The sequence below is a fragment of the Kitasatospora sp. NPDC008050 genome, from assembly GCF_042957465.1.
Classification (GTDB): domain Bacteria; phylum Actinomycetota; class Actinomycetes; order Streptomycetales; family Streptomycetaceae; genus Kitasatospora.
Map to the genome: position 1 here is coordinate 37,159 of NZ_JBIBIJ010000017.1, position 19,403 is coordinate 56,561.

At 74.4% G+C, this 19,403-nt stretch carries 13 protein-coding genes, 5 tRNA genes and 1 pseudogene; 12 read left to right on the forward strand and 7 right to left on the reverse strand.

Annotated features, from left to right (window positions below; all coding sequences use genetic code 11):
• Nucleotides 1-22: 22 nt before the first annotated feature.
• From ACFZB9_RS27730 to ACFZB9_RS27770, 9 genes are all read left to right on the forward strand, one after another.
• Nucleotides 23-526 (forward strand): GNAT family N-acetyltransferase, encoded by a 504-nt coding sequence (locus tag ACFZB9_RS27730; RefSeq protein ID WP_391451580.1) that lies wholly within the window; start codon nt 23-25, stop codon nt 524-526.
• Nucleotides 527-975: 449 nt separating this feature from the next.
• Complete coding sequence (locus ACFZB9_RS27735) at nt 976-1,998, forward strand: methionine ABC transporter ATP-binding protein (protein WP_391451582.1); 1,023 nt, start codon at nt 976-978, stop codon at nt 1,996-1,998.
• Nucleotides 1,995-2,696: a methionine ABC transporter permease gene (locus ACFZB9_RS27740; protein WP_391451584.1), complete on the forward strand. Its 702-nt coding sequence runs from the start codon at nt 1,995-1,997 to the stop codon at nt 2,694-2,696. The genes ACFZB9_RS27735 and ACFZB9_RS27740 overlap by 4 nt, the downstream gene beginning before the upstream one ends.
• 131 nt (nt 2,697-2,827) lie before the next feature.
• Entirely contained in the window at nt 2,828-3,655 is an 828-nt protein-coding gene (locus tag ACFZB9_RS27745) for a MetQ/NlpA family ABC transporter substrate-binding protein (protein ID WP_391451585.1), read from the forward strand.
• Between the two features lie 167 nt (nt 3,656-3,822).
• Complete coding sequence (locus tag ACFZB9_RS27750) at nt 3,823-4,449, forward strand: GNAT family N-acetyltransferase (RefSeq protein WP_391451587.1); 627 nt, start codon at nt 3,823-3,825, stop codon at nt 4,447-4,449.
• Nucleotides 4,450-4,655: 206 nt separating this feature from the next.
• Nucleotides 4,656-5,876, forward strand: a complete 1,221-nt coding sequence (gene cbiE, locus ACFZB9_RS27755; protein ID WP_391451589.1) for a precorrin-6y C5,15-methyltransferase (decarboxylating) subunit CbiE — start codon at nt 4,656-4,658, stop codon at nt 5,874-5,876.
• A 489-nt stretch (nt 5,877-6,365) separates the two neighbouring features.
• Nucleotides 6,366-10,238, forward strand: a complete 3,873-nt coding sequence (gene cobT / locus ACFZB9_RS27760) for a nicotinate-nucleotide--dimethylbenzimidazole phosphoribosyltransferase (RefSeq protein ID WP_391451591.1) — start codon at nt 6,366-6,368, stop codon at nt 10,236-10,238.
• Nucleotides 10,239-10,340: 102 nt separating this feature from the next.
• Nucleotides 10,341-11,591: a uroporphyrinogen-III C-methyltransferase gene (gene cobA, locus ACFZB9_RS27765; RefSeq protein WP_391451593.1), complete on the forward strand. Its 1,251-nt coding sequence runs from the start codon at nt 10,341-10,343 to the stop codon at nt 11,589-11,591.
• A gap of 43 nt (nt 11,592-11,634) precedes the next feature.
• Complete coding sequence (locus tag ACFZB9_RS27770) at nt 11,635-12,441, forward strand: TrmH family RNA methyltransferase (RefSeq protein WP_391451594.1); 807 nt, start codon at nt 11,635-11,637, stop codon at nt 12,439-12,441.
• A 7-nt stretch (nt 12,442-12,448) separates the two neighbouring features.
• Here ACFZB9_RS27770 and ACFZB9_RS27775 read toward each other — a convergent pair whose 3' ends face one another.
• Nucleotides 12,449-13,405, reverse strand: coding sequence for a hypothetical protein (locus ACFZB9_RS27775; protein ID WP_391451596.1), 957 nt, complete (start codon nt 13,403-13,405; stop codon nt 12,449-12,451).
• An 863-nt stretch (nt 13,406-14,268) separates the two neighbouring features.
• Nucleotides 14,269-15,639, reverse strand: a pseudogene (locus tag ACFZB9_RS27780) (serine/threonine-protein kinase); the annotation flags it as partial.
• Nucleotides 15,640-16,119: 480 nt separating this feature from the next.
• Between ACFZB9_RS27780 and ACFZB9_RS27785 the strand changes: the two are divergent.
• Entirely contained in the window at nt 16,120-16,338 is a 219-nt protein-coding gene (locus ACFZB9_RS27785) for a hypothetical protein (RefSeq protein WP_391451598.1), read from the forward strand.
• A gap of 221 nt (nt 16,339-16,559) precedes the next feature.
• Here the strand turns inward: ACFZB9_RS27785 and ACFZB9_RS27790 are convergent.
• The 5 genes from ACFZB9_RS27790 to ACFZB9_RS27810 all read right to left on the reverse strand — a co-directional run bounded on the left by ACFZB9_RS27790 (nt 16,560) and on the right by ACFZB9_RS27810 (nt 17,195).
• Nucleotides 16,560-16,631: transfer RNA gene (locus tag ACFZB9_RS27790), tRNA-Val, on the reverse strand.
• Between the two features lie 95 nt (nt 16,632-16,726).
• Nucleotides 16,727-16,798: transfer RNA gene (locus ACFZB9_RS27795), tRNA-Val, on the reverse strand.
• A 95-nt stretch (nt 16,799-16,893) separates the two neighbouring features.
• Nucleotides 16,894-16,965, reverse strand: a tRNA-Val gene (locus ACFZB9_RS27800).
• Between the two features lie 30 nt (nt 16,966-16,995).
• A tRNA-Cys gene (locus ACFZB9_RS27805) sits at nt 16,996-17,069 on the reverse strand.
• Nucleotides 17,070-17,122: 53 nt separating this feature from the next.
• A tRNA-Gly gene (locus tag ACFZB9_RS27810) sits at nt 17,123-17,195 on the reverse strand.
• A 241-nt stretch (nt 17,196-17,436) separates the two neighbouring features.
• On the opposite strand from ACFZB9_RS27810, the gene ACFZB9_RS27815 reads away from it, so the two are divergent.
• Together ACFZB9_RS27815 and ACFZB9_RS27820 are read left to right on the forward strand one after the other, a co-directional pair.
• Entirely contained in the window at nt 17,437-18,504 is a 1,068-nt protein-coding gene (locus ACFZB9_RS27815; protein ID WP_391451600.1) for a chorismate-binding protein, read from the forward strand.
• A gap of 40 nt (nt 18,505-18,544) precedes the next feature.
• Nucleotides 18,545-19,360 (forward strand): aminotransferase class IV, encoded by an 816-nt coding sequence (locus ACFZB9_RS27820; RefSeq protein ID WP_391451602.1) that lies wholly within the window; start codon nt 18,545-18,547, stop codon nt 19,358-19,360.
• The last annotated feature ends 43 nt before the right edge of the window (nt 19,361-19,403 follow it).

A 19,403-nucleotide genomic window follows, 5' to 3' on the forward strand; every position in this document is an offset into this window, starting at 1 on the left:
TGACGATGGGAGGCCCCCGCACATGGGCATGAGCGTGATCATCTCGGTGGCGACCGAGCAGGACACCGAACAGATCCTCAAACTCCAGTACCTCGGCTACCAGGGTGAGGCCGAGCTCTACGGCGACTGGTCGATCGAGCCGCTCACCCAGAGCCTGACGAGCCTGCGCGAGGAGTTGGCGGACCGTCACGTCCTGGTCGCCCGGCTCGGCGGCGAGGTGGTCGGCTCGGTGCGCGGCTGGGTCGAGGAGGACGGCATCGGCCGGATAAGCCGCCTGGTCGTGCACCCGCGGATGCAGCGGCACGGTCTCGGCGGCCGCCTGCTGCGCGCGGTCGAGGAGCGGCTGCTGGCCGGCGACCACCCGGTGCGGGCCTTCCGCCTGAACACCGGCCACCGCAGCCTGGGCAACCTGCGCCTGTACGCGCGCCAGGGCTACCGGCAGATCGGCACCCGCCAGGTGACCAGCGAGCTGAGCTTCGTGGACCTGGAGAAGCCGGTCGAGATCCCGCTGGCCGCCGCGGTCTGACCGCCGCCCGCGCAACTGGTCTGAACCATTCGACGCCGAACGGCCCCGCCTCCCGAGGTGGGGCCGTTCGGCGTTCCCCTTGCTGCGCCCGGGTCGTGTCCGCAATGCGGACGTCACAGACTGTTTATTGGGACGCAGCACTCTCATCTGTTTTACTGGTTTCATGACTGCGACGACGAAGACCACCGCCACCGGCACCATGCCGGCAGGTGTGCGTGGCATGTGTTGTCGAATGTGTCACTGCTGATCGGGCCTCTCGCCCCGCGGGCCACTGCCCGTCCTCCTGCTCGATCTGCCGCCTCCCGCTGAGCGTTCTCGGGACCTTCGGCAGTATCCGATCGAGCCAGACCACCTCGCGTCACATCCTGCGCCCCCGGCGATGGCGTCCACACGCCCGCGTCCGGGCCCGGCTGTGCGCGACCACCGACCCCGACCATCGGAAAGCAGCTGTGATCACCACCAAGGCCCTGACAAAGGTCTACACCTCACGCGGCCGCCAGGTCAGCGCCCTGCGCGGCGTCGACCTGCACGTGCGCGAAGGCGAGGTCTACGGCGTCGTCGGCACCTCCGGCGCGGGCAAGAGCACGCTGATCCGCTGCGTCAACATGCTGGAGCGCCCCAGCACCGGCACGGTCACCGTGGACGGGGTCGAGCTGACCGCCCTGCGCGGCAGCGAGCATCGCGCCGGCCGCGAGCTGCGGGCCGCCCGCAGCAGGATCGGCATGGTCTTCCAGCACTTCAACCTGCTCTCCTCGCGCACCGTGCAGCAGAACGTCGAGCTGCCCCTGGAGCTCGCCGGGCTGGACCGCACCGCGCGCCGCCGCAAGGCCGCCGAGCTGCTGGACCTGGTCGGCCTCGGTGACAAGGCGGGCAACTACCCGAGCCAGCTCTCCGGCGGCCAGAAGCAGCGGGTGGGCATCGCCCGTGCGCTGGCCGGCGACCCGAAGGTGCTGCTCTCCGACGAGGCCACCTCCGCGCTCGACCCGGAGACCACCCGCTCCATCCTCAAGCTGCTGCGCGACCTCAACCAGCAGCTCGGCCTGACCGTGCTGCTGATCACCCACGAGATGGAGGTCATCAAGTCGGTCTGCGACTCCGCCGCGCTGATGCGCGACGGGCAGATCAGCGAGGCCGGCACGCTGACCGACCTGGTCGCCACCGACGGCTCCGAACTGGCCCGCGAGCTCTTCCCGCTCAGCGACTTCGGCACCGGGCGCCCGGGCGGCACCGTGCTGGAGATCACCTTCCAGGGCGACACCTCCGGCCGGCCCTTCGTCTCCCAGCTCGCCCGGACCTACCAGGTCGACGTCAACATCCTGGGCGCCGCGGTGGAGACCATCGGCGGCCGCCAGGTCGGCCGGATGCGGGTCGAGCTGCCCGGCAGCCACCAGGACAACGTGGTGCCGATCGGGTTCCTGCGTGAGCAGGGCCTCCAGGTGGACGTCATCAGCGCGAACGGAGTACTGGCATGAACTGGGACGACATGCAGCCCCTGCTGCACGACGCGACCATCGAGACCCTCCAGATGGTCGGCATCGCCACCCTGATCACGCTGGTCGTCGGCCTGCCGCTGGGCGTGCTGCTGGTGCTCACCGACAAGGGCGGGCTGCTGCGCAACGTCGCGGTCAACAAGGTGATCGGCGCGATCGTCAACGTCGGCCGCTCGCTGCCCTTCGTGATCCTGCTGGTCGCGCTGATCCCCTTCACCCGCTGGGTGGTCGGCACCACGATCGGCTGGCAGGCGGCCACCGTGCCGCTGGCCGTCGGCGCGATCCCGTTCTTCGCCCGGCTGGTGGAGAGCGCGGTGCGCGGCGTGGACGGCGGACTGGTCGAGGCCGTCCAGTCGATGGGCGGCGGCACCTGGGCCGTGGTCCGCAAGGCCCTGCTGCCCGAGGCGCTGCCCGCCCTCATCTCCGGCCTGACCACCACCGTGATCGCGCTGGTCGGCTACTCGGCGATGGCCGGCACGGTCGGCGGCGGTGGCCTGGGCAACCTGGCCATCACCTACGGCTACATGCGCTTCGAGACCAACTTCATGATCGTCATCGTGATCGAGCTGGTGATCCTGGTCACCCTGGTCCAGCTGCTCGGTGACTTCGCCGGGCGCCGCCTGGCCCACCGCGGTGCCTCGGCCGGCCTGCTGGCCCGGCTGCGCCGCCCGGCCGCCTGAGCGGCCCGCCGCACCGCCGCGCCACCGCGCCACCGCGCCACCGCACCGCCGCGCCACCGCACAAACAGAGACTTCCGCCCCCGGACCCCGGGTGCGCGGCCCCCTGGTAACAACGGAGAAAGGCACTTTTCGTGCGTACCGTCCTGAAGTACACCGCAGTCCTCGCCACCGCCGGCCTCGCGCTCTCCGTGGCGGCCTGCTCGTCCGGCTCGTCCAGCTCCTCGAACAACGCGGACAAGCCGCTCGTCGTGGTCGCCAGCCCCACCCCGCACGCCCAGATCCTGGACTACATCCGGGACAACCTGGCGGCCAAGGCGGGCCTGAAGCTGACGGTCAAGGAGGTCTCGGACTACACCCAGCAGAACCCCGCCGTGCAGGACGGCTCCGCCGATGCCAACTTCTTCCAGCACGTCCCCTACCTGACCGACTTCAACAAGACCCACGGCACCGACATCGTGCCCGTGGAGAACGTCCACCTGGAGCCGCTGGGCGTCTACTCGAAGAAGGTCAAGAAGGTCGCGGACCTGGCCGACGGCGCCTCGGTGGCTGTCCCCAACGACGCCACCAACGAGGGCCGGGCGCTCAAGCTGCTCGCCGACAACCAGGTGATCACCCTCAAGGACGGCGTCGGCACCGGCGCCACCATCCGCGACATCACCGCCAACCCGAAGCACCTCAAGTTCAAGGAGCTGGACGCCGCCCAGCTGCCGCGCGCGCTGGACGACGTCGACGCCTCGGTGATCAACGGCAACAACGCGCTGGGTGCCGGCCTCAAGCCGGCCACCGACGCGATCCTGCTGGAGAAGGCCCAGGGCAACCCCTACGCCAACGTGCTCGCGGTCAAGAAGGGCCACGAGAACGACCCGCGCGTGCAGAAGCTGGCCCAGCTGCTGCACTCCGACGAGGTGAAGAAGTACATCGACGACACCTTCCAGGGCTCGGTCATCCCGGCCTTCTGAGCCTGATCCAAGCCCGCTCGCCCACCGAACCGGGCCCCGCCGCGTGCTGCGGCGGGGCCCGGCGCGCGTGGGGCGGGCCGTCGGATCTGACGCTCCGTCGACCCACGGCGGCACCCGGCGCGCGTGGGGGCGTACGGTGGGTGCACCACCCGGCGAGGAGAGACGGTATGCCAGCGAGTTTCCCCGAGACCGCGATCAGCACCGAACGGCTGCTGCTGCGCCCTCTGGAGGAGGGCGACGTGCCCGGGCTGGTCGCCATGATGGCCGACGACCTGGTGCTCAGCTGGACCGACGTCCCCCAGCCCTACGGCCATGAGTACGCGCTGCACTGGGTGCGCCGACAGGTGCCCGCGCTGCGCGCGGAGGGGCGCGGGATCGCCTTCGCCATCACCGAGCACCTGACCCAGCGTCTGGTGGGCACCGTCGAACTGCGCAACACCGACTGGCGGCTGCTGAGCACCGAGGCCGCCTATGTCACCGCGCCCTGGGCCCGCGGCGAGGGCTATGCGGTCGAGTCGCTGCTCGGGGTGGCCCAGTGGCTCTTCGAGGACCGTGGCTTCCACCGTCTCGAACTGCGCACCGCGGCCGGCAACACCGCCGCCCAGCAGGTCGCCCAGAAGATCGGCTGCATCAGCGAGGGCGTGCTGCGCAGCGCCTGGATAGTGCGCACCGGCGAGGTCGGTTCGGCGGGGGAGGAGAGCCGCAGCGATCTGATCGTCTGGAGCCTGCTGCCGGAGGACCTCGAACCGCTGGAGCCGGCCTATCCCTCCTACGCCGGGTTCCACCGCGACTGACCGGCGTCACCAGGACCGACCGGCCGCCACGACGACCGAGCGGTCACAGCGCCCACCCCACCAGGTAACCTCCTCTGCGGGACGGATGACCTTGTGGCGGGGGTGGGTACACCTCGCGCCCGCACCCGGACCAGCCCAGAGCCAGCCGCGCGACCGCCGCGCGCCGTGGCCAGTCGTGAGGCGGGAATCGAGGGAGAACAGCCGCGATGGCGGACCGGATCACGGTCATCGGGTGGGACGGCACGCCGCTGACCGAGGCGGCCGCTGCCGCACTCGCCGCGGCCACCCTGGTGGCGGGGGCGCCCTACCAGCTCAACGCACTGCCGGTGCCGGCCGCCGCCGAGCGGATCGCGCTCGGCAGCGTCGAACTGGCGGCCCGTCGGATGGCCGAGCACCGCGGGGCGGTGGTGGTGGTCGCCGAGGGCGATCCCGGCTTCTTCGGCGTGGTGCGCACCCTGCGGCGGCCCGAGTACGGCCTGGAGCTGGAGGTACTGCCGGCCGTCTCCTCGGTGGCCGCCGCCTTCGCCCGGGCGGGCATGCCGTGGGAGGACGCCCAGGTGGTCAGTACGCACGGCGGACGGCTGCGCCGGGCGGCCAACGTCTGTCGCGCCCACTCCAAGGTCGCCGTGCTGACCAGCCCCGACGCCGGGCCCAGCGAGCTGGCCCTGATGCTCCGTGGGGTGCACCGCACCTTCGTGGTCTGCGAGGCGCTCGGCACCGAGGACGAGGACGTCACCGTGCTCACCTCCGACCGGGTGCCCGACCACGACTGGCGTGAGCCCAACGTGGTGCTGGTGATCGGCGGCAACGCGCAGACCCAGGCCGTGGACGCGCCCTCCGGCTGGCTGGCCGGCCGCCCGGTCGGCTACCCGGCCGCCGAGCGCGGCTGGGCGCTGCCCGGCGACGCGTACGACGGCGAGAGCGCGCAGACCCTCTCCCCGCAGGCGCGCGCGGTGGTCCTGGCCCGGCTCGGCCCGGGGCCGGGCGACCTGGTCTGGAACGTTGGCGCCGGCAGTGGCGCGCTCGCCGTCGAGACGGCGCGTTTCGGCGCGGCCGTGGTCGCGGTGGAGGCGGACGCGGCCACCTGTGCGCGGATCGCGGTCAACGCGCGCCGGTACGGGGTCGAGGTGGAGACGGCCGCCGGCCAGCCGCCCGAGGTGCTCGGCGGGCTGCCGGAGCCGGACGCGGTGGTGGTGGAGCACGGCGGTGCCGAGGTGGTCGCCGCGGTGCTGACCCGCCGTCCGGGCCGACTGGTGGCGCTGGCCCGCACCCTGGGCGAGGCCGAGGCGATCCGGAGCGTGGTCGCGGCCGCCGGCTACCAGGTCGAGGGCGCACTCCTGCAGTCCGCGCCGCTCACCGTCGACGGCGGGCTGACCATCGGCCCGGGGGAGAGCAGCGTGCTCCTGTGGGCCGAGCCCAGCGCCTGACCCCGCCACGTCCCACCTGCTGGGAAGTCCGTTCCTGACGAACTGACAATCGAGGACGAATCGGACACCGTACCGCTGAGCGGTCAGTCGAGGCCGGTAGTCTGACGATCCGACCGCCGCTCGGGATCTTCGTGCGGCGGTCGGCGCCGACGTGGTGCAACCCACACGCAGATCGGCGGGTGGGCATTCGACTGACGCCAGCCCGACCGGGAGAATGTCCCGGGGCCCGGGCCGGTCGTGCCGGTTGCCCCGGGCTGTCGTTAGTTCAGGTGACGGTGCACGGTGACCGGCTACCCCGATCGGGGCCGGTCAGCGCCGCCGAACGCCGGGACCACCGGGCGGCCCACGGCTGCCGCACACCACGTGCGACGGCCGGCAGGTAGGACTGTGGGGTGGGCCGGCACGCGGCTTGGACCCGAAGCGGGCGGTGCGCCTTGGTCGGCGACCGGGCCGCCAAGGACGCGGAAGCGGCCTGGAAGGAGTGTTGACATGACCGACGGCGGTCACGTCCCCAACGAGGGACGGCCGGAGCACCTGCTCCCCGGAACCGGGACTGATCCGGCACAGGGAGGTGGCGGGTGGGGCACCGACCTCGTCGGCCAGGCCGTACCGGCAGTGGTGCCGGGTGCGGGCTACACCTTCATCGACCAGCCCGACCGGGTGGACCAGCTCGACGAGGAGGACGACGTCCTGCTGATGCCGGGGCCGCAGGGCTCCTGGAGCGACGCCTCCACCGCGCCGGTGGTCCCGCTCGGCGAGGCGCTCGCGCCGCAGGGCGGCCTGCCGGGTACGGGCTACCCGGTCTACACCGCGGACGGAGTGGCCTTCCCGTCCGCCACCGTTCCGGTGCCCACCCCGATCGCCCCGGCCGGCGCCGCGTCCGCCCTGGCCGCACCGACTCAGACCGTCCCGCAGCCGGTGGCGCCGCAGGCCGTCCCACCGCAGCCGGTGGCCGCGCCGGAGCCGGCCCCCGGGCTCGTCTCGGTCGCCCCGGTCTTCCTGGAGCCGGTCGCACCGGTCGCACCGGTCGCACCGGTGCAGCCTGACGCCGGGTCGGCCGCCGCCGTCGCCGCGCCCGCCGCGCCGCACGGACAGGCCGGCGAGCAGGTCGCGGAGCAGCCGCAGGCCGGTATCCCGGTCGAGCCGTCCTGGCCGCCGGTGGACCCGCCCGGCCTGGTCGCCGAGGCCGCCGCCCCGGTCGAGCCGGACCCGCAGACCGTCGTCCTCACCGCGCCCGTCGTGCCGGTCGCCGTGCCGCAGGTCGCCGCACCGGCCGAGCCGGTGGCCGCGCCCGCGCGCCGTCCGCTGCACGCGGGTCCGCCGATTCCGGACCCCTCACTGATGACCGGTCAGGTGGCGGTGCGTTCGCTGGCCGACCGCGGCCCCTCCGCGCCGGGTGGCACGCCGCCGCACGGCATCCCGGTCGTGACGCCGCCGGCCCCGGTGGCGGTGGCCACCCCGGAACCGGCCGAGCCGCAGGCCGACGCGGTGCTGATCCCGGCCCAGGCCACCCCGAGCGAGGCACCGTCGGCGCCCGCCCCCGCGGTCGCGGAGGCGGCCCCGGTGGCGGAGCCCGTCCCGGCGGCCCCGGACGCCGAGCCGACCACAGCCGAGCCGACCGCCCCCGAGCAGGGCGCCCCCGAGCAGAGCGTCGACACCGCCACTGTCGAGGCCGCCAGCCCGGTCGAACCGGTGGCCGCGCCCGCCGAGTCCACCACCCCCGAGGCCGCGAGCGCCGAGCCCGTCAGCACCGAAGCCGCCGCGCCGCAGACCGCCGCACCGGCCGAGCAGGCTGCCGAGACCACGCCCGCGGCGCCCGCCGCCGAGCAGTCGGTCGCCGAGCCGGCCGAGGCACCCGCTGACGCACCGTCGGCGGAAGCCGCCCCGGTCGCCGCCCCGGCCCCGGAGAACAACCAGGCTGAGGAGCCGACCCTGACTTCGACGCCCGCTCCGGCCCCTTCCGCGACCCCGGCCGAGGCCGCCTCCGTGGCGCCGGCCGCCGAGCCCGTCACGGAGCCCGTCGTCGCCGAGCCCGTGGTGTCGCAGCCCACCGAGGCTGCCGCTGAGCCCGCCGCTGAGGCCGTCCCCGAGGCCGCCCCGGCCCCCGAGGTCCCCGCCCAGGCCGCCCCGCCGCGTCGGATCGCCGCCTTCCTGGCCGCACCCGCCCCGCTCGGCCTGATCGTGGAGCCGGCCGCCGCCGAGCCGCAGCCCGAGGCCGTGCCCGCCGAGCAGCCCGCCCCGGCCGAGCAGCCCGAGGCCCAGACGCCCGTCACCCCGGCGGCCGACCCGGCCCCCGGGATAGCGCCCGCCACGGAGCCCGCTGCCGAAGCCGTCGCCGAGCCTGTCGCGGCACCCGTGGCCGAGCCCGCCGCCGAACCGGTGGCCGAGTCGGCCCCGGAGGCCGTGGCCGAGCCCGCCGCTGCCGAAGCCGCCGCGGAGGCCACCGCAGCCCCCGGAGCCGCTGCCGAGGCCCACGAGATCCCCGAGGCCGCACCGGAAGCCGTCGCCCCTGAGGCGTCCGCCACCGCCGAAGCCGCCGAGGCCCCGGAAGCCGCTGAGACCCCGGAAGCCACCGAGCCCGAGGCCGCCGAGCCCGCCGAGCCCCGCCCCCCGGCGGCCCCCGGCTACGACGACCCGATGCGCGAGGCCGTCCACCAGGTGATGCGCGAGCGCCGCGACATCCGCAACGGCTTCCGCCCCGACCCCGTCCCGCACGAGGTGCTGCTGCGCGTCCTGGAGGCCGCCCACACCGCCCCCAGCGTCGGCTACTCGCAGCCCTGGGACTTCGTGGTGATCCGCTCCTCCGAGACCCGGCAGCGGATGCACGAGCTGGCCGTCCGTCAGCGCGAGGCCTACGCGGACTCGCTGCCCAAGGGCCGGGCCAAGCAGTTCAAGGAAATCAAGATCGAGGCCATCCTCGAAACCCCGGTGAACATCGTGGTCACCGCCGACCGCACCCGTGGCGGCCGGCACACCCTGGGCCGCCACACCCAGCCCCAGATGGCCCCGTACTCCGCCGCGCTGGCCGTGGAGAACCTCTGGCTGGCCGCCCGCGCCGAGGGCCTGGGCGTCGGCTGGGTGAGCTTCTTCGACGAGGAGGAGATGGTCCGCGAGCTCGGCCTGCCCGAGCACCTGGAGGTCGTCGCCTACCTCTGCGTCGGCTACGTGGACGCCTTCCCGGACGAGCCCGAGCTGCAGCAGCAGGGCTGGGCCAAGAAGCGCCCGCTCTCCTGGGTGGTGCACGAGGAGCAGTACGGCAACCGCGCGCTGCCCGGCGAGGAGCCGCGCGGGGTGCTCGCCGAGGCCCTGCGCACCATCCGCCCGCTGGACGCCAAGGCGCTCGGCGAGGCCTGGGACCGCCAGAAGCGGATGACCAAGCCGGCCGGCTCGCTCGGCATGCTGGAGATCATCTCCGCCCAGCTGTGCGGCCTGTCCCGCAAGTGCCCGCCGCCGATCCCCGAGCCCGCCTGCGTGGCGATCTTCGCGGCCGACCACGGCGTGCACGCCCAGGGCGTCACCCCGTGGCCGCAGGAGGTCACCGCCCAGATGGTGGCCAACTTCCTGGCCGGCGGCGCGGTGGTCAACGCCTTCGCCGGCCAGATCGGCGCCGAGGTCTGCGTGGTCGACGTGGGTGTGGCCGGCGAGCTGCCGGCCGCCGTCCAGCAGGGCCGCACCACCGGACTGCTGCCGCGCAAGGTCAAGCCGGGCACCGACGACATGACCCAGGGCCCGGCGATGAGCCGGGAGGAGGCGCTCAAGGCGCTGGAGATCGGCATCGAGACCGCCCGCGACCTGGTCGCGGCCGGCAACCGGGTGCTGATCACCGGCGACATGGGCATCGCCAACACCACCGCCTCAGCGGCCATGATCGCCGTCTTCACCGGCATCGACCCGGCCGAGGTCACCGGGCGCGGCACCGGCATCGACGACGAGACGCACGCCCGCAAGGTCGAGGTGATCCGCCGCGCGCTGGAGCTGCACCACCCGGACCCGGCCGACCCGCTCGGCGTGCTGGCCGCGGTCGGCGGCCTGGAGCACGCGGCCATCGCCGGCTTCCTGCTCGGTGCGGCCAGCCTGCGCACGCCGGTGATCCTGGACGGCGTGATCGCCGGTTCGGCGGCCCTGGTCGCCAAGGCCATCGCCCCCGAGGTGCTGGCCGCCTGCATCGCGGGCCACCGCTCGGCCGAGCCCGGCCACCAGGCCGCGCTGGCCAAGCTCGGCCTGCGCCCGCTGATCGACCTCGATCTGCGGCTCGGCGAGGGGACCGGCGCTCTGCTGGCGCTCCCGCTGGTGCAGAGCGCCGCGCGGGCGATGCACGATGTAGCCACCTTCGACTCCGCCGGCGTCACCGAGAAGCGCTGACGTTCCTCCCCCGACCCCGTACCGGCCCGAGGGCGTGCCGGTACGGGGCCGTGTTGCCACCGGACCCCGCGACCGACCCCTCACCAGCTCAGGAGTAGCCAGATGACCGCGCCGAACCCGCACCCGGGCACCGAGGGCCGTACCCCCTACCCCGTGGGGCTGCTGCTGACCGGCCGACGGGTCGTGGTGGTCGGCGGCGGCCAGGTGGCCCAGCGCCGGCTGCCCGCGCTGATCGCCGCCGGGGCCCGGGTCGAGCTGATCTCCCCGACCACCACCCCCGCCGTCCAGGCGATGGCGGACGCCGGTGAGATCACCTGGCAGCGGCGCGGCTACGCGGACGGCGACCTGGCCGAGGCCTGGTACGCGCTGGTCGCCACCGACGACCACGCCGTCAACGAGGCGGTCAGCGCCGAGGCCGAGCGCCGCCGGGTCTTCTGCGCCCGCAGCGACGACGCGGCGGCCGCCACCGCCTGGACCCCCGCCACCGGCCATGACGAGGGCACCACCGTCGCCGTGCTGACCGGCGACCCGCGGCACTCCGCCGCGCTGCGCACCACCATCGTCGAGGGCCTGCGGGACGGCAGCCTCAGCGCCCGCCAGTACCGGCAGCGCACGGCCGGTGTGGCGCTGGTCGGCGGCGGCCCCGGCGACCCCGACCTGATCACCGTGCGCGGCCGCCGGCTGCTGGCCGACGCCGACGTGGTGGTCGCCGACCGGCTGGCCCCGCGCGGGCTGCTCGCCGAACTCCCGCCGCACGTCGAGGTGGTCGACGCCTCCAAGATCCCCTACGGCCGGGCGATGGCCCAGGAGGCGATCAACCGCACGCTGATCGAGCACGCCAAGGCCGGCCGGTTCGTGGTCCGGCTCAAGGGCGGCGACCCGTACGTCTACGGCCGCGGCGGCGAGGAGCTGCTGGCCTGCGCCGAGGCCGGCGTACCGGTGACCGTGGTGCCCGGCATCTCCAGCTCGATCAGCGTGCCCGCCGCCGCCGGCATCCCGGTCACCCACCGCGGCATGACCCACGAGTTCACCGTGGTCTCCGGCCACGTCGCCCCCGAGGACCCGCGTTCGCTGGTCAACTGGGAGGCGCTGGCGGGCATGACCGGCACCCTGGTGCTGCTGATGGCGGTCGAGCGGATCGGCGCCATCGCGGCCCGGCTGATCGCCGGCGGCCGGTCGGCCCGGACGCCGGTCGCGGTGATCCAGGAGGGCACCACCGCCACCCAGCGCCGGCTCGACGCCACCCTCGGCACGGTGGCCGACACCGTCGCCGCCCAGGGCGTGCGGCCGCCGGCGGTCATCGTGGTCGGTGAGGTGGTGCACGTCCTGGACCCCGCCACCCGCACCGCCTGACCGCCCCAACCTCCGCCCGACGGAACCACCAGCCGAGAGCAGCATGAGCGAGCCGCAGACCATCACCGATCCCGCCGATCCCCGGCTGGCCGACTACACCGGCCTGACCGACGTCGAACTGCGCCGCCGCCGCGAACCGGCGCAGGGGCTGTTCATCGCCGAGGGCGAGAAGGTGATCCGCCGCGCGCTCGCCGCCGGGTACGCGATGCGCTCGATGCTGCTGACCGCCAAGTGGCTCGACGTGATGGCCGACGTGATCGCCGAGGCCGACGCCCCGGTGCACCTGGTCGAACCCCGGCTGGCCGAGCAGGTCACCGGCTACCACGTGCACCGCGGCGCGCTCGCCTCGATGGCCCGCAAGCCGCTGCCCGACGTGCTGGAGGTGCTCACCGGTGCGGGCCGGGTCGCCGTGCTCGAAGGGCTTGTGGACCACACCAACCTCGGCGCGATCTTCCGCAGCGCCGCCGCCCTGGGCATGGACGCGGTGCTGCTCTCCCCGGACTGCGCCGACCCGCTCTACCGGCGGGCGGTCAAGACCTCGATGGGCGCCGTCTTCTCCGTCCCCTACGCCCGGCTCGACCCGTGGCCCGGCTCCCTGGCCACGCTGCGCGACGCGGGCTTCCACCTGCTCGCCCTCACCCCCGCCGAGGGCTCGGTCGACCTGGCCGCCGCCGCGCCGCACCGTCTGCCCAAGGCCGCCCTGATGCTCGGGGCCGAGGGCGACGGACTGACGGACCGGGCGCTGGCCGCCGCCGACCAGCGCGTGCGGATCCCGATGGCGCACGGGATCGACTCGCTCAACGTCGGCGCGGCGGCGGCCGTCGCCTTCTACGCCGTCAACGCGGGCTGACGGTCCGTCAACTCTCGCGCTCCACCGCCCAGTCCACCCAGGCCCGCACCCAGTCGGCCAGCAGCTCCGCCGTGTTCTCGTCGGTCACCTGCTGCTGCGCCGCCCAGTACCGCTCCCAGCGCAGCTGCGCCGTCTCACTGGCCACCGGCTGGCGCAGCCCGACGTACCGCAGCAGCTCCTCCAGGGCCGCCGCCCGCGGCCCGTCCCGTTCGGTGAACCAGGGCGCCCGCAGCCGCAGCTGGGAGAGCTGGTTGACCATCGAGTAGATCTGGTCCTCGGCCTGCTCGGTGCCGCAGCCCAGCACTTTGCCCAGCTCCGTCACCGCCCGGCGGGCCAGCGCCCGGTAGGCCGGCCCCGCGTCCGGGCCGCCCGGCACGAAGGTCTCCAGAAACGCCCGCACCGCCGCCACCCCCGAGGCGGGCGGCAGCTGCGGCTCCGGCAGCGCCCGCTGCTCGGCCGCGAGCCGGGCGACCTGCGCGTTGCGCTCCAGCACGTAGGGGAGCAGGTCCGCCACCGGGCCGAGTTCGACGTCCTCGGGGGCGGGACCGTGCCCGAGCACCGTCACCGCCTGATCGCCGATCGCCGTGCGCAGTGCCCAACTGTCGCCCAGCAGGCACAGCTCGCCCTGCGGTGATGTCCGGCATATCGGCTCCGCCCGGCTGCGCGGCAGCCGGCCCGCCCGGATCTCGCGCAGCAGGGCCTTGAGCAGATCGGCACGCCGCCCGGCGCTGCCCGGTGGCTCGGTGGTCACGGTCAGGTACGGGCCGTCGGTGTCCCGCCAGTCGCCGTAGGCCAAGGTGGCGGTGACCGTCTCCTCGTTCTCGGTCTCCCAGCCGGCCAGGGCGGCAGGCGCCACGACCGGCCGCCGCAGCCCGTGCACGGGATAGGGCGGTCTCGCGGCGAACTCGCGCAGCCGCTGCTGATACTGCTCGAGGCGCTCGGGATCGGACGGCATCCGTTTCATGCCGGAGAGTCTCGCACTCATCACTGACAGTCAGAACCCCGGCGCCCGCAGCAAAGCCCGACCGCGCCCCTTGCGCTCCAACGCGCCCCCGGGCCCGTGCAGGCGCCCCCAGGCCCTCAGCCCGCGCTGGCGGCCGCCGCGGCGCGCGGCCCGGTCCCGGTGCCGCCGCTGATGCCCGCGCCCGGCCAGGACTCGTCCAGCGTGCCGTCCGCCCGCACGGTGTAGCGGGTGGTGGCGATCGCACCGGTCTGGGTCACCCGCTCCTCCCGCACCAGGGCGCCCTCCTCCAGGTGCCAGCTGGCGGTGGACAGCGGGTCGGCGGCGGAGCTGCGGGCGGTCAGCGGGACGGGGGAGTCGCCGTTGAAGCCGAAGAGCTCCACCAGGTCCACGGGGACGGAGCCCTCGGTGCGCCGCAGTACCACCACGGTGGCCGGGGTCCCGCGGTAGTGGGCGGGCAGCACGCCGGCCAGGGTGACCACCGGTGCGCCGGGCGTCGGATCGGCCGAACGGCCGGCGCGCAGCGCGATCGCCGGGCCCCCGGCGGGGTCGGCGTAGCTGCGGTCGGGCCAGTCCACGGCGGGACCCGCGGCCGTGGCCGGGCCGAACCCGGCGACCACCGCGGGCACCGGGCCGCCGGTGCCACCGTTGGTGCGGGCCGCCGGGGCGACCGGCGGCGAGGCCTGGACGCCGTCCGCCGACAGTCCGATCGCGGGCCCGGGAGCGGCGGCCTCGGCCCCGCCCGGGCCCGACCCCGCATTCGTACCGGCATCGGCCGCCGAGCCCGCCGCGGTGCTCGAACCGCTCGGGCCGCCACCAGCGGATGCGCTGTTCGACGCCGTGCTCGGCGTGACGGCCGGCGGTGGCAGGCCCTGCGAGTGCCGGTTCTCACACCCCTGCGCGGCGGCGATGGCCAGCGCCACCCCGATCGTCACGGTGATGAAGACCACCACGCGCTGGCGCAGCAGCCGCTGCCGCGGGTTCAACGGCCGCCCGGGCGGCGGCGTGTGCTGGCGGTCGCGCGGCTGCCCACGCCCCCCGGTGGCCGGCCGGACCGGCCGGCCACCGGGGGGCGTGGCCGCCACGGGGCGCCCGCCCTGGTGCTCGCCCGGCCCGGGCGTGCGCACCGGCTGGGCGGTTCTGGCCGCGGCGGGGCCCGCCGCCCCCTGGCCCGCGCTGCCGGCGCTGTGCGGCGCCGGGTAGGGCTGCGAGCGCGCGAACCGGGGCCGGCCCTGGGCACGCGCCTCGTCGGCCTCCCGGGCCACTCGCTCGGCTCGTTCCGCCTCCCGCGCGGCCGCCTCCCGCCCGGCGCCCTCGCGAGCCGGCACCCCGTGCTCGTGCTCACGCACCGGGACGGGTACCGCGGGCGTGGGCACCGCATCGCCGCTCGCGCCGCTGCGGCCGCGCCCGCCGGTCGCCGCCCGGGCGGCCAACTCGCTGAGCCGCTCGTGCAGGTGGGCCGCGCCGGGCCGGTCCAGCGGCTCCTTCGCCAGGCAGGCCCCGATCAGCGGCGCGAGCGGCGCGGGCACCTCGGAGAGGTCCGGTTCCTCGTGCACGACGCGGTAGAGCATCACCTCCGAGGAGGCGCCGGAGCCGAAGGGCGTGTCACCGGTGAGCGCGTACGCCAGGGTCGCCCCGAACGCGAAGACGTCGGTGGCCGGCGTCACGGCCACCCCGCGTACCTGCTCGGGGGCCAGGAAGCCGGGCGAGCCGACCGCGGTGCCGACGTGGGTGAGCGTGCTGGCACCGCGCGACCAGGCGATGCCGAAGTCGATGATCCGCGGTCCCTTGGGCGAGAGCAGGATGTTGGAGGGCTTGAGGTCGCGGTGCACGACCCCGGCCTCGTGGACCTTGACCAGCCCGTCCGCCAGCGCCGCCCCGATCCGGGCCACCTCGGGCCACGGCAGCGGCCCCTCGTCCCCGACCCGCTTGTACAGCGAGGGCCCGGGCACGTACGCCGTGGCCAGCCAGGGCCGCTCCGTCTCCAGGTCGGAGCCGACCACCCGGGCGGTGCAGCCCGCCCTGATCCTGGAGGCGGCCGCGACCTCGCGGGCGAACCGGGTGCGGAACTCCGCGTCCTCGGCCAGCTCGGCTCTGATCAGCTTCAGGGCGACCCGCTGGCCCTTGCGGTCGGAGCCCAGGTAGACCACGCCCATCCCGCCGGCACCGAGTCGCCGGTGCAACCGGTACGGGCCGACGATGCGGGGGTCCTCACGCCTCAGCCGCATCATCGCCATGTCGTCCCCGTCAGCCCGTGAGGTGGGCAACCCGTGAGGTGGGCCCCACAGACTGGGGCATCGTCAGTTGCTGTCGGGGCACAGCTTACGGACTGTCGGCTGCGGTGTGCTGATACGCAACACGCGAACCGCCGGTGGGATTGTCCGATCTCCGTGACGAGCTGTCACCGGACCGTCGCGGGACCCTCCCGGAGCAGGCCCGGAGCAGGCCCGGAACGGGCCCTCAGGGCTGCCTCTCAGGGTTCCCTCGGGGGTTGACAGCCCCGCTCCTCCGTCTGCGGTAGTACGTCGGACGAGCCGGCGTCATCCTCCCGGACCGCTGGCGAACGATACGCGGGCATGACGCCACGGCCCTTGCCCCCGCCTAGGGTTGATCTCAGCGGTGGACGGGGTGCTCGTCCCCCGAGGTTTCCGTCCACCGCTACTCGGCAGACCCACCCACGACGTCCAGACGATGCGCACCGGGGCAGGAGCAGGATCATGGCAACGCAGTTCACCGGCGCCCGCGAGCACCGGCGACCGGTCGCCGAGCGTATTCAGCGGCCGCAGCGCACTCACGGTTCCAGCCGTGAGCAGCGCCACCCGGCCGTCGCGCTGGCGATCGCGCTGCCCTGTGCGATCGCGCTGATGATGCTCTTCGGCGGGTGGGAGCAGATGGTCACCCAGACCAAGGCGGTGGCCGACATGATCGGGCGCTGATCCCAAGGGACAGGGATCGGACGCCGGCCGGCGGCGCGCCCCCGCGGGGACACGCGGACGGGCGACAAGCGGAGGTGCGCGCCGGCCAACCAGCGAGTGCCGTGGACAGACGTCGGTGAGGGCGGCTGTCCACGGCACTCGCATGTCCGTGGCCCGGAGCCGAGCCCCAACGACCAAGGGCCGGACCCTCGATGAGGATCCGGCCCTTGAACATTCTCCGGTGCGCGATACTGGGATCGAACCAGTGACCCCTACCGTGTCAAGGTAGTGCTCTCCCGCTGAGCTAATCGCGCCGGTCCGCTGACGTCTCCGGCAGCGTTCTGGCTGGTGACCACGGTGCGAGCCGTGATCCGAGGCCCCGAGGGGCCGGGGTCCCGAAGGACCTGAGTGCGCGATACTGGGATCGAACCAGTGACCCCTACCGTGTCAAGGTAGTGCTCTCCCGCTGAGCTAATCGCGCCGGTCCGCTGACGTCTCCGGCAGCGTTCTGGCTGGTGACCACGGTGCGAGCCGTGATCCGAGGCCCCGAGGGGCCGGGGTCCCGAAGGACCTGAGTGCGCGATACTGGGATCGAACCAGTGACCCCTACCGTGTCAAGGTAGTGCTCTCCCGCTGAGCTAATCGCGCGGGAAGACCCCCGGCAGGCCGGGGGACCTCTGGAGGTGGAGACGGGATTTGAACCCGTGTAGACGGCTTTGCAGGCCGTTGCCTCGCCTCTCGGCCACTCCACCAGGCAACTTCGGTTGAACCATATCAGGAAGAACGATCATGCTGTCCTTCACCGAGCGGACGACGAGATTCGAACTCGCGACCCTCACCTTGGCAAGGTGATGCTCTACCAACTGAGCCACGTCCGCCTGTCTTCCGGTCTCTTCCCCGCTTTTGGCGGCTCCGTTTCCCGGCGACGTGTTGAACTTTAGCGGAAACCTGGGCCAGCTCAAATTCCGTATCCGGAGTGCGCCGCCGACCACCCCGCGCGCCCCACCGATCACGGCCCCGCCGGCGACCTCGGCGTCCGCGCAGGTCATCCGGCGAACCGGCCCTCGCGCGGGCGGCCACCTAGACTTCGACCCACCGCGCCCCACCCGCAGGAGAACCGTGTCCAGCGCCAGCCCCGCCCCGCGCCCCGACCAGCCGATCGCCCGCTTCGGCGGCCGGCTCGCCACCGGACTGCTCGATGTGACCGACGACCCCGCCGCACTGGAGAGTGCCGGCTGGTGGGCGGTCGCCCACGACTACGAAGGCCGCCTGACCTGCGCCCGGTTCGCCGAGGTCCGCACCGACCCGGCGCCCGCCCCGGCCGCCCACCGGTGGCGCGGCCCGGGCTCCGGCGACTGGCACAGCTCGCTCGACCGCGCCGCCTACCTGGCGGGCGTGCGGCGGATCCGCGAGCACATCGCGGCCGGTGAGGTCTACCAGGCCAACCTCTGCCGGGTGCTGACCGCACCGCTGCCCGACCCCGACCCGGCCCACAGCGACATCGACGCCCTGACCGGCCTGCTGGCCCGCGGCAACCCCGCGCCCTACGCCGGCACCATCCGGCTGCCCCGGCACGGCGTGGAGCTAGCCACCGCCTCCCCGGAGCTCTACCTGAGCCGCCGCGGCCGCACCGTGGCCTCCGGGCCGATCAAGGGCACCGGGCGCACCGAGCACGACCTGCTGGAGAAGGACCACGCCGAGAACGTGATGATCGTCGACCTGGTCCGCAACGACCTCGGCCAGGCCTGCGCGACCGGCAGCATCACCGTCCCCGACCTGTGCGTGGTCGAGAAGCACCCGGGCCTGGTCCACCTCGTCTCGACGGTCGAGGGCACCCTGCGGGCGGACGCCGGCTGGCCCGAGCTGCTCGCCGCCACCTTCCCGCCCGGCTCGGTCACCGGCGCACCCAAGTCCAGCGCCCTGCGCATCATCGACGCCCTGGAGCGGGCCCCCCGCGGTCCCTACTGCGGCGCCGTCGGCTGGGTCGACGCCGATCGCGGCGAGGCCGAACTCGCGGTCGGGATCCGGACGTTCTGGATAGACCGGAGCGATCCCGCCGCCCCGGTGCTGCACTTCGGCACCGGCGCGGGCATCACCTGGGGCTCCGACCCCGAGGGCGAATGGGCCGAAACCGAACTCAAGGCCGCCCGGCTGGTCGCGATAGCGTCGGGCGAACACCCGGAGTAGAGCCCTCCACTCCGGGCTCCCAGCGGTGGAGGAGTGACCGATGATCTGGCTCAACGGCGCGCTGATCGACGAGGCAGCCGCCGAGGTCTCCGTCTTCGACCATGGACTGACGGTCGGCGACGGCGTCTTCGAGACCGTCAAGGCCGTGCACGGCCAGACCTTCGCACTCACCCGCCATCTCGACCGACTGGCCCGCTCCGCCGCCGGCCTCGGCCTGCCCGCCCCCGACCTCGAAGAGGTCCGCAAGGGCTGCCAGGCCGTGCTCGCCGCCACCCCGATCCCGCTGGGCCGCCTGCGGATCACTTACACCGGGGGAGTGGCCCCGCTCGGCTCCGACCGCGGCGACGCCCCGCCCACCCTGGCCATCGCGCTCGGCGCGGCCGCCCCCCGCCCCGACACCACCGCCGCGGCCACCGTCCCCTGGACCCGCAACGAGCGCAGCGCCGTGGCCGGCCTGAAGACCACCTCCTACGCGGAGAACGTGATCGCGCTCGCCCACGCGCACCGCCAGGGCGCCAGCGAGGCGCTCTTCGCCAACACCACGGGAGCGCTCTGCGAGGGCACCGGATCGAACGTCTTCGTGGTCCTCGGCGGCCGCCTGCTCACCCCGCCGCTGTCCGCCGGCTGCCTGGCCGGCGTGACCCGCGCCCTGGTCGTCGAATGGTGCGAGGCCGAGGAGGCGGACCTGCCGTACCAGGTCCTGCGCGAGGCCGAGGAGGTCTTCCTCACCTCCACCCTGCGCGATGTGCAGGCCGTCGACCGGATCGACGACCACCAGCTGCCCGCCCCCGGCCCGGTCACCGCCCGCGCGATGGCCGCCTTCGCCGCCCGCGCGGCCGATGACCTGGATCCCTAGGCCCGGGGCGCTCGGGGCCAGGGTGGGCCGGATCCTCCGTTAC

Coding starts and splice junctions, on each gene's coding strand:
- ACFZB9_RS27785 (WP_391451598.1), top strand. CDS start 16,120: ATGGCAACGCAGTTCACCGGCGCCCGCGAGCACCGGCGACCGGTCGCC.
- ACFZB9_RS27730 (WP_391451580.1), top strand. CDS start 23: ATGGGCATGAGCGTGATCATCTCGGTGGCGACCGAGCAGGACACCGAA.
- ACFZB9_RS27740 (WP_391451584.1), top strand. CDS start 1,995: ATGAACTGGGACGACATGCAGCCCCTGCTGCACGACGCGACCATCGAG.
- ACFZB9_RS27750 (WP_391451587.1), top strand. CDS start 3,823: ATGCCAGCGAGTTTCCCCGAGACCGCGATCAGCACCGAACGGCTGCTG.
- cobT (WP_391451591.1), top strand. CDS start 6,366: ATGACCGACGGCGGTCACGTCCCCAACGAGGGACGGCCGGAGCACCTG.
- ACFZB9_RS27775 (WP_391451596.1), bottom strand. CDS start 13,405: ATGAAACGGATGCCGTCCGATCCCGAGCGCCTCGAGCAGTATCAGCAG.
- cbiE (WP_391451589.1), top strand. CDS start 4,656: ATGGCGGACCGGATCACGGTCATCGGGTGGGACGGCACGCCGCTGACC.
- ACFZB9_RS27770 (WP_391451594.1), top strand. CDS start 11,635: ATGAGCGAGCCGCAGACCATCACCGATCCCGCCGATCCCCGGCTGGCC.
- cobA (WP_391451593.1), top strand. CDS start 10,341: ATGACCGCGCCGAACCCGCACCCGGGCACCGAGGGCCGTACCCCCTAC.
- ACFZB9_RS27820 (WP_391451602.1), top strand. CDS start 18,545: ATGATCTGGCTCAACGGCGCGCTGATCGACGAGGCAGCCGCCGAGGTC.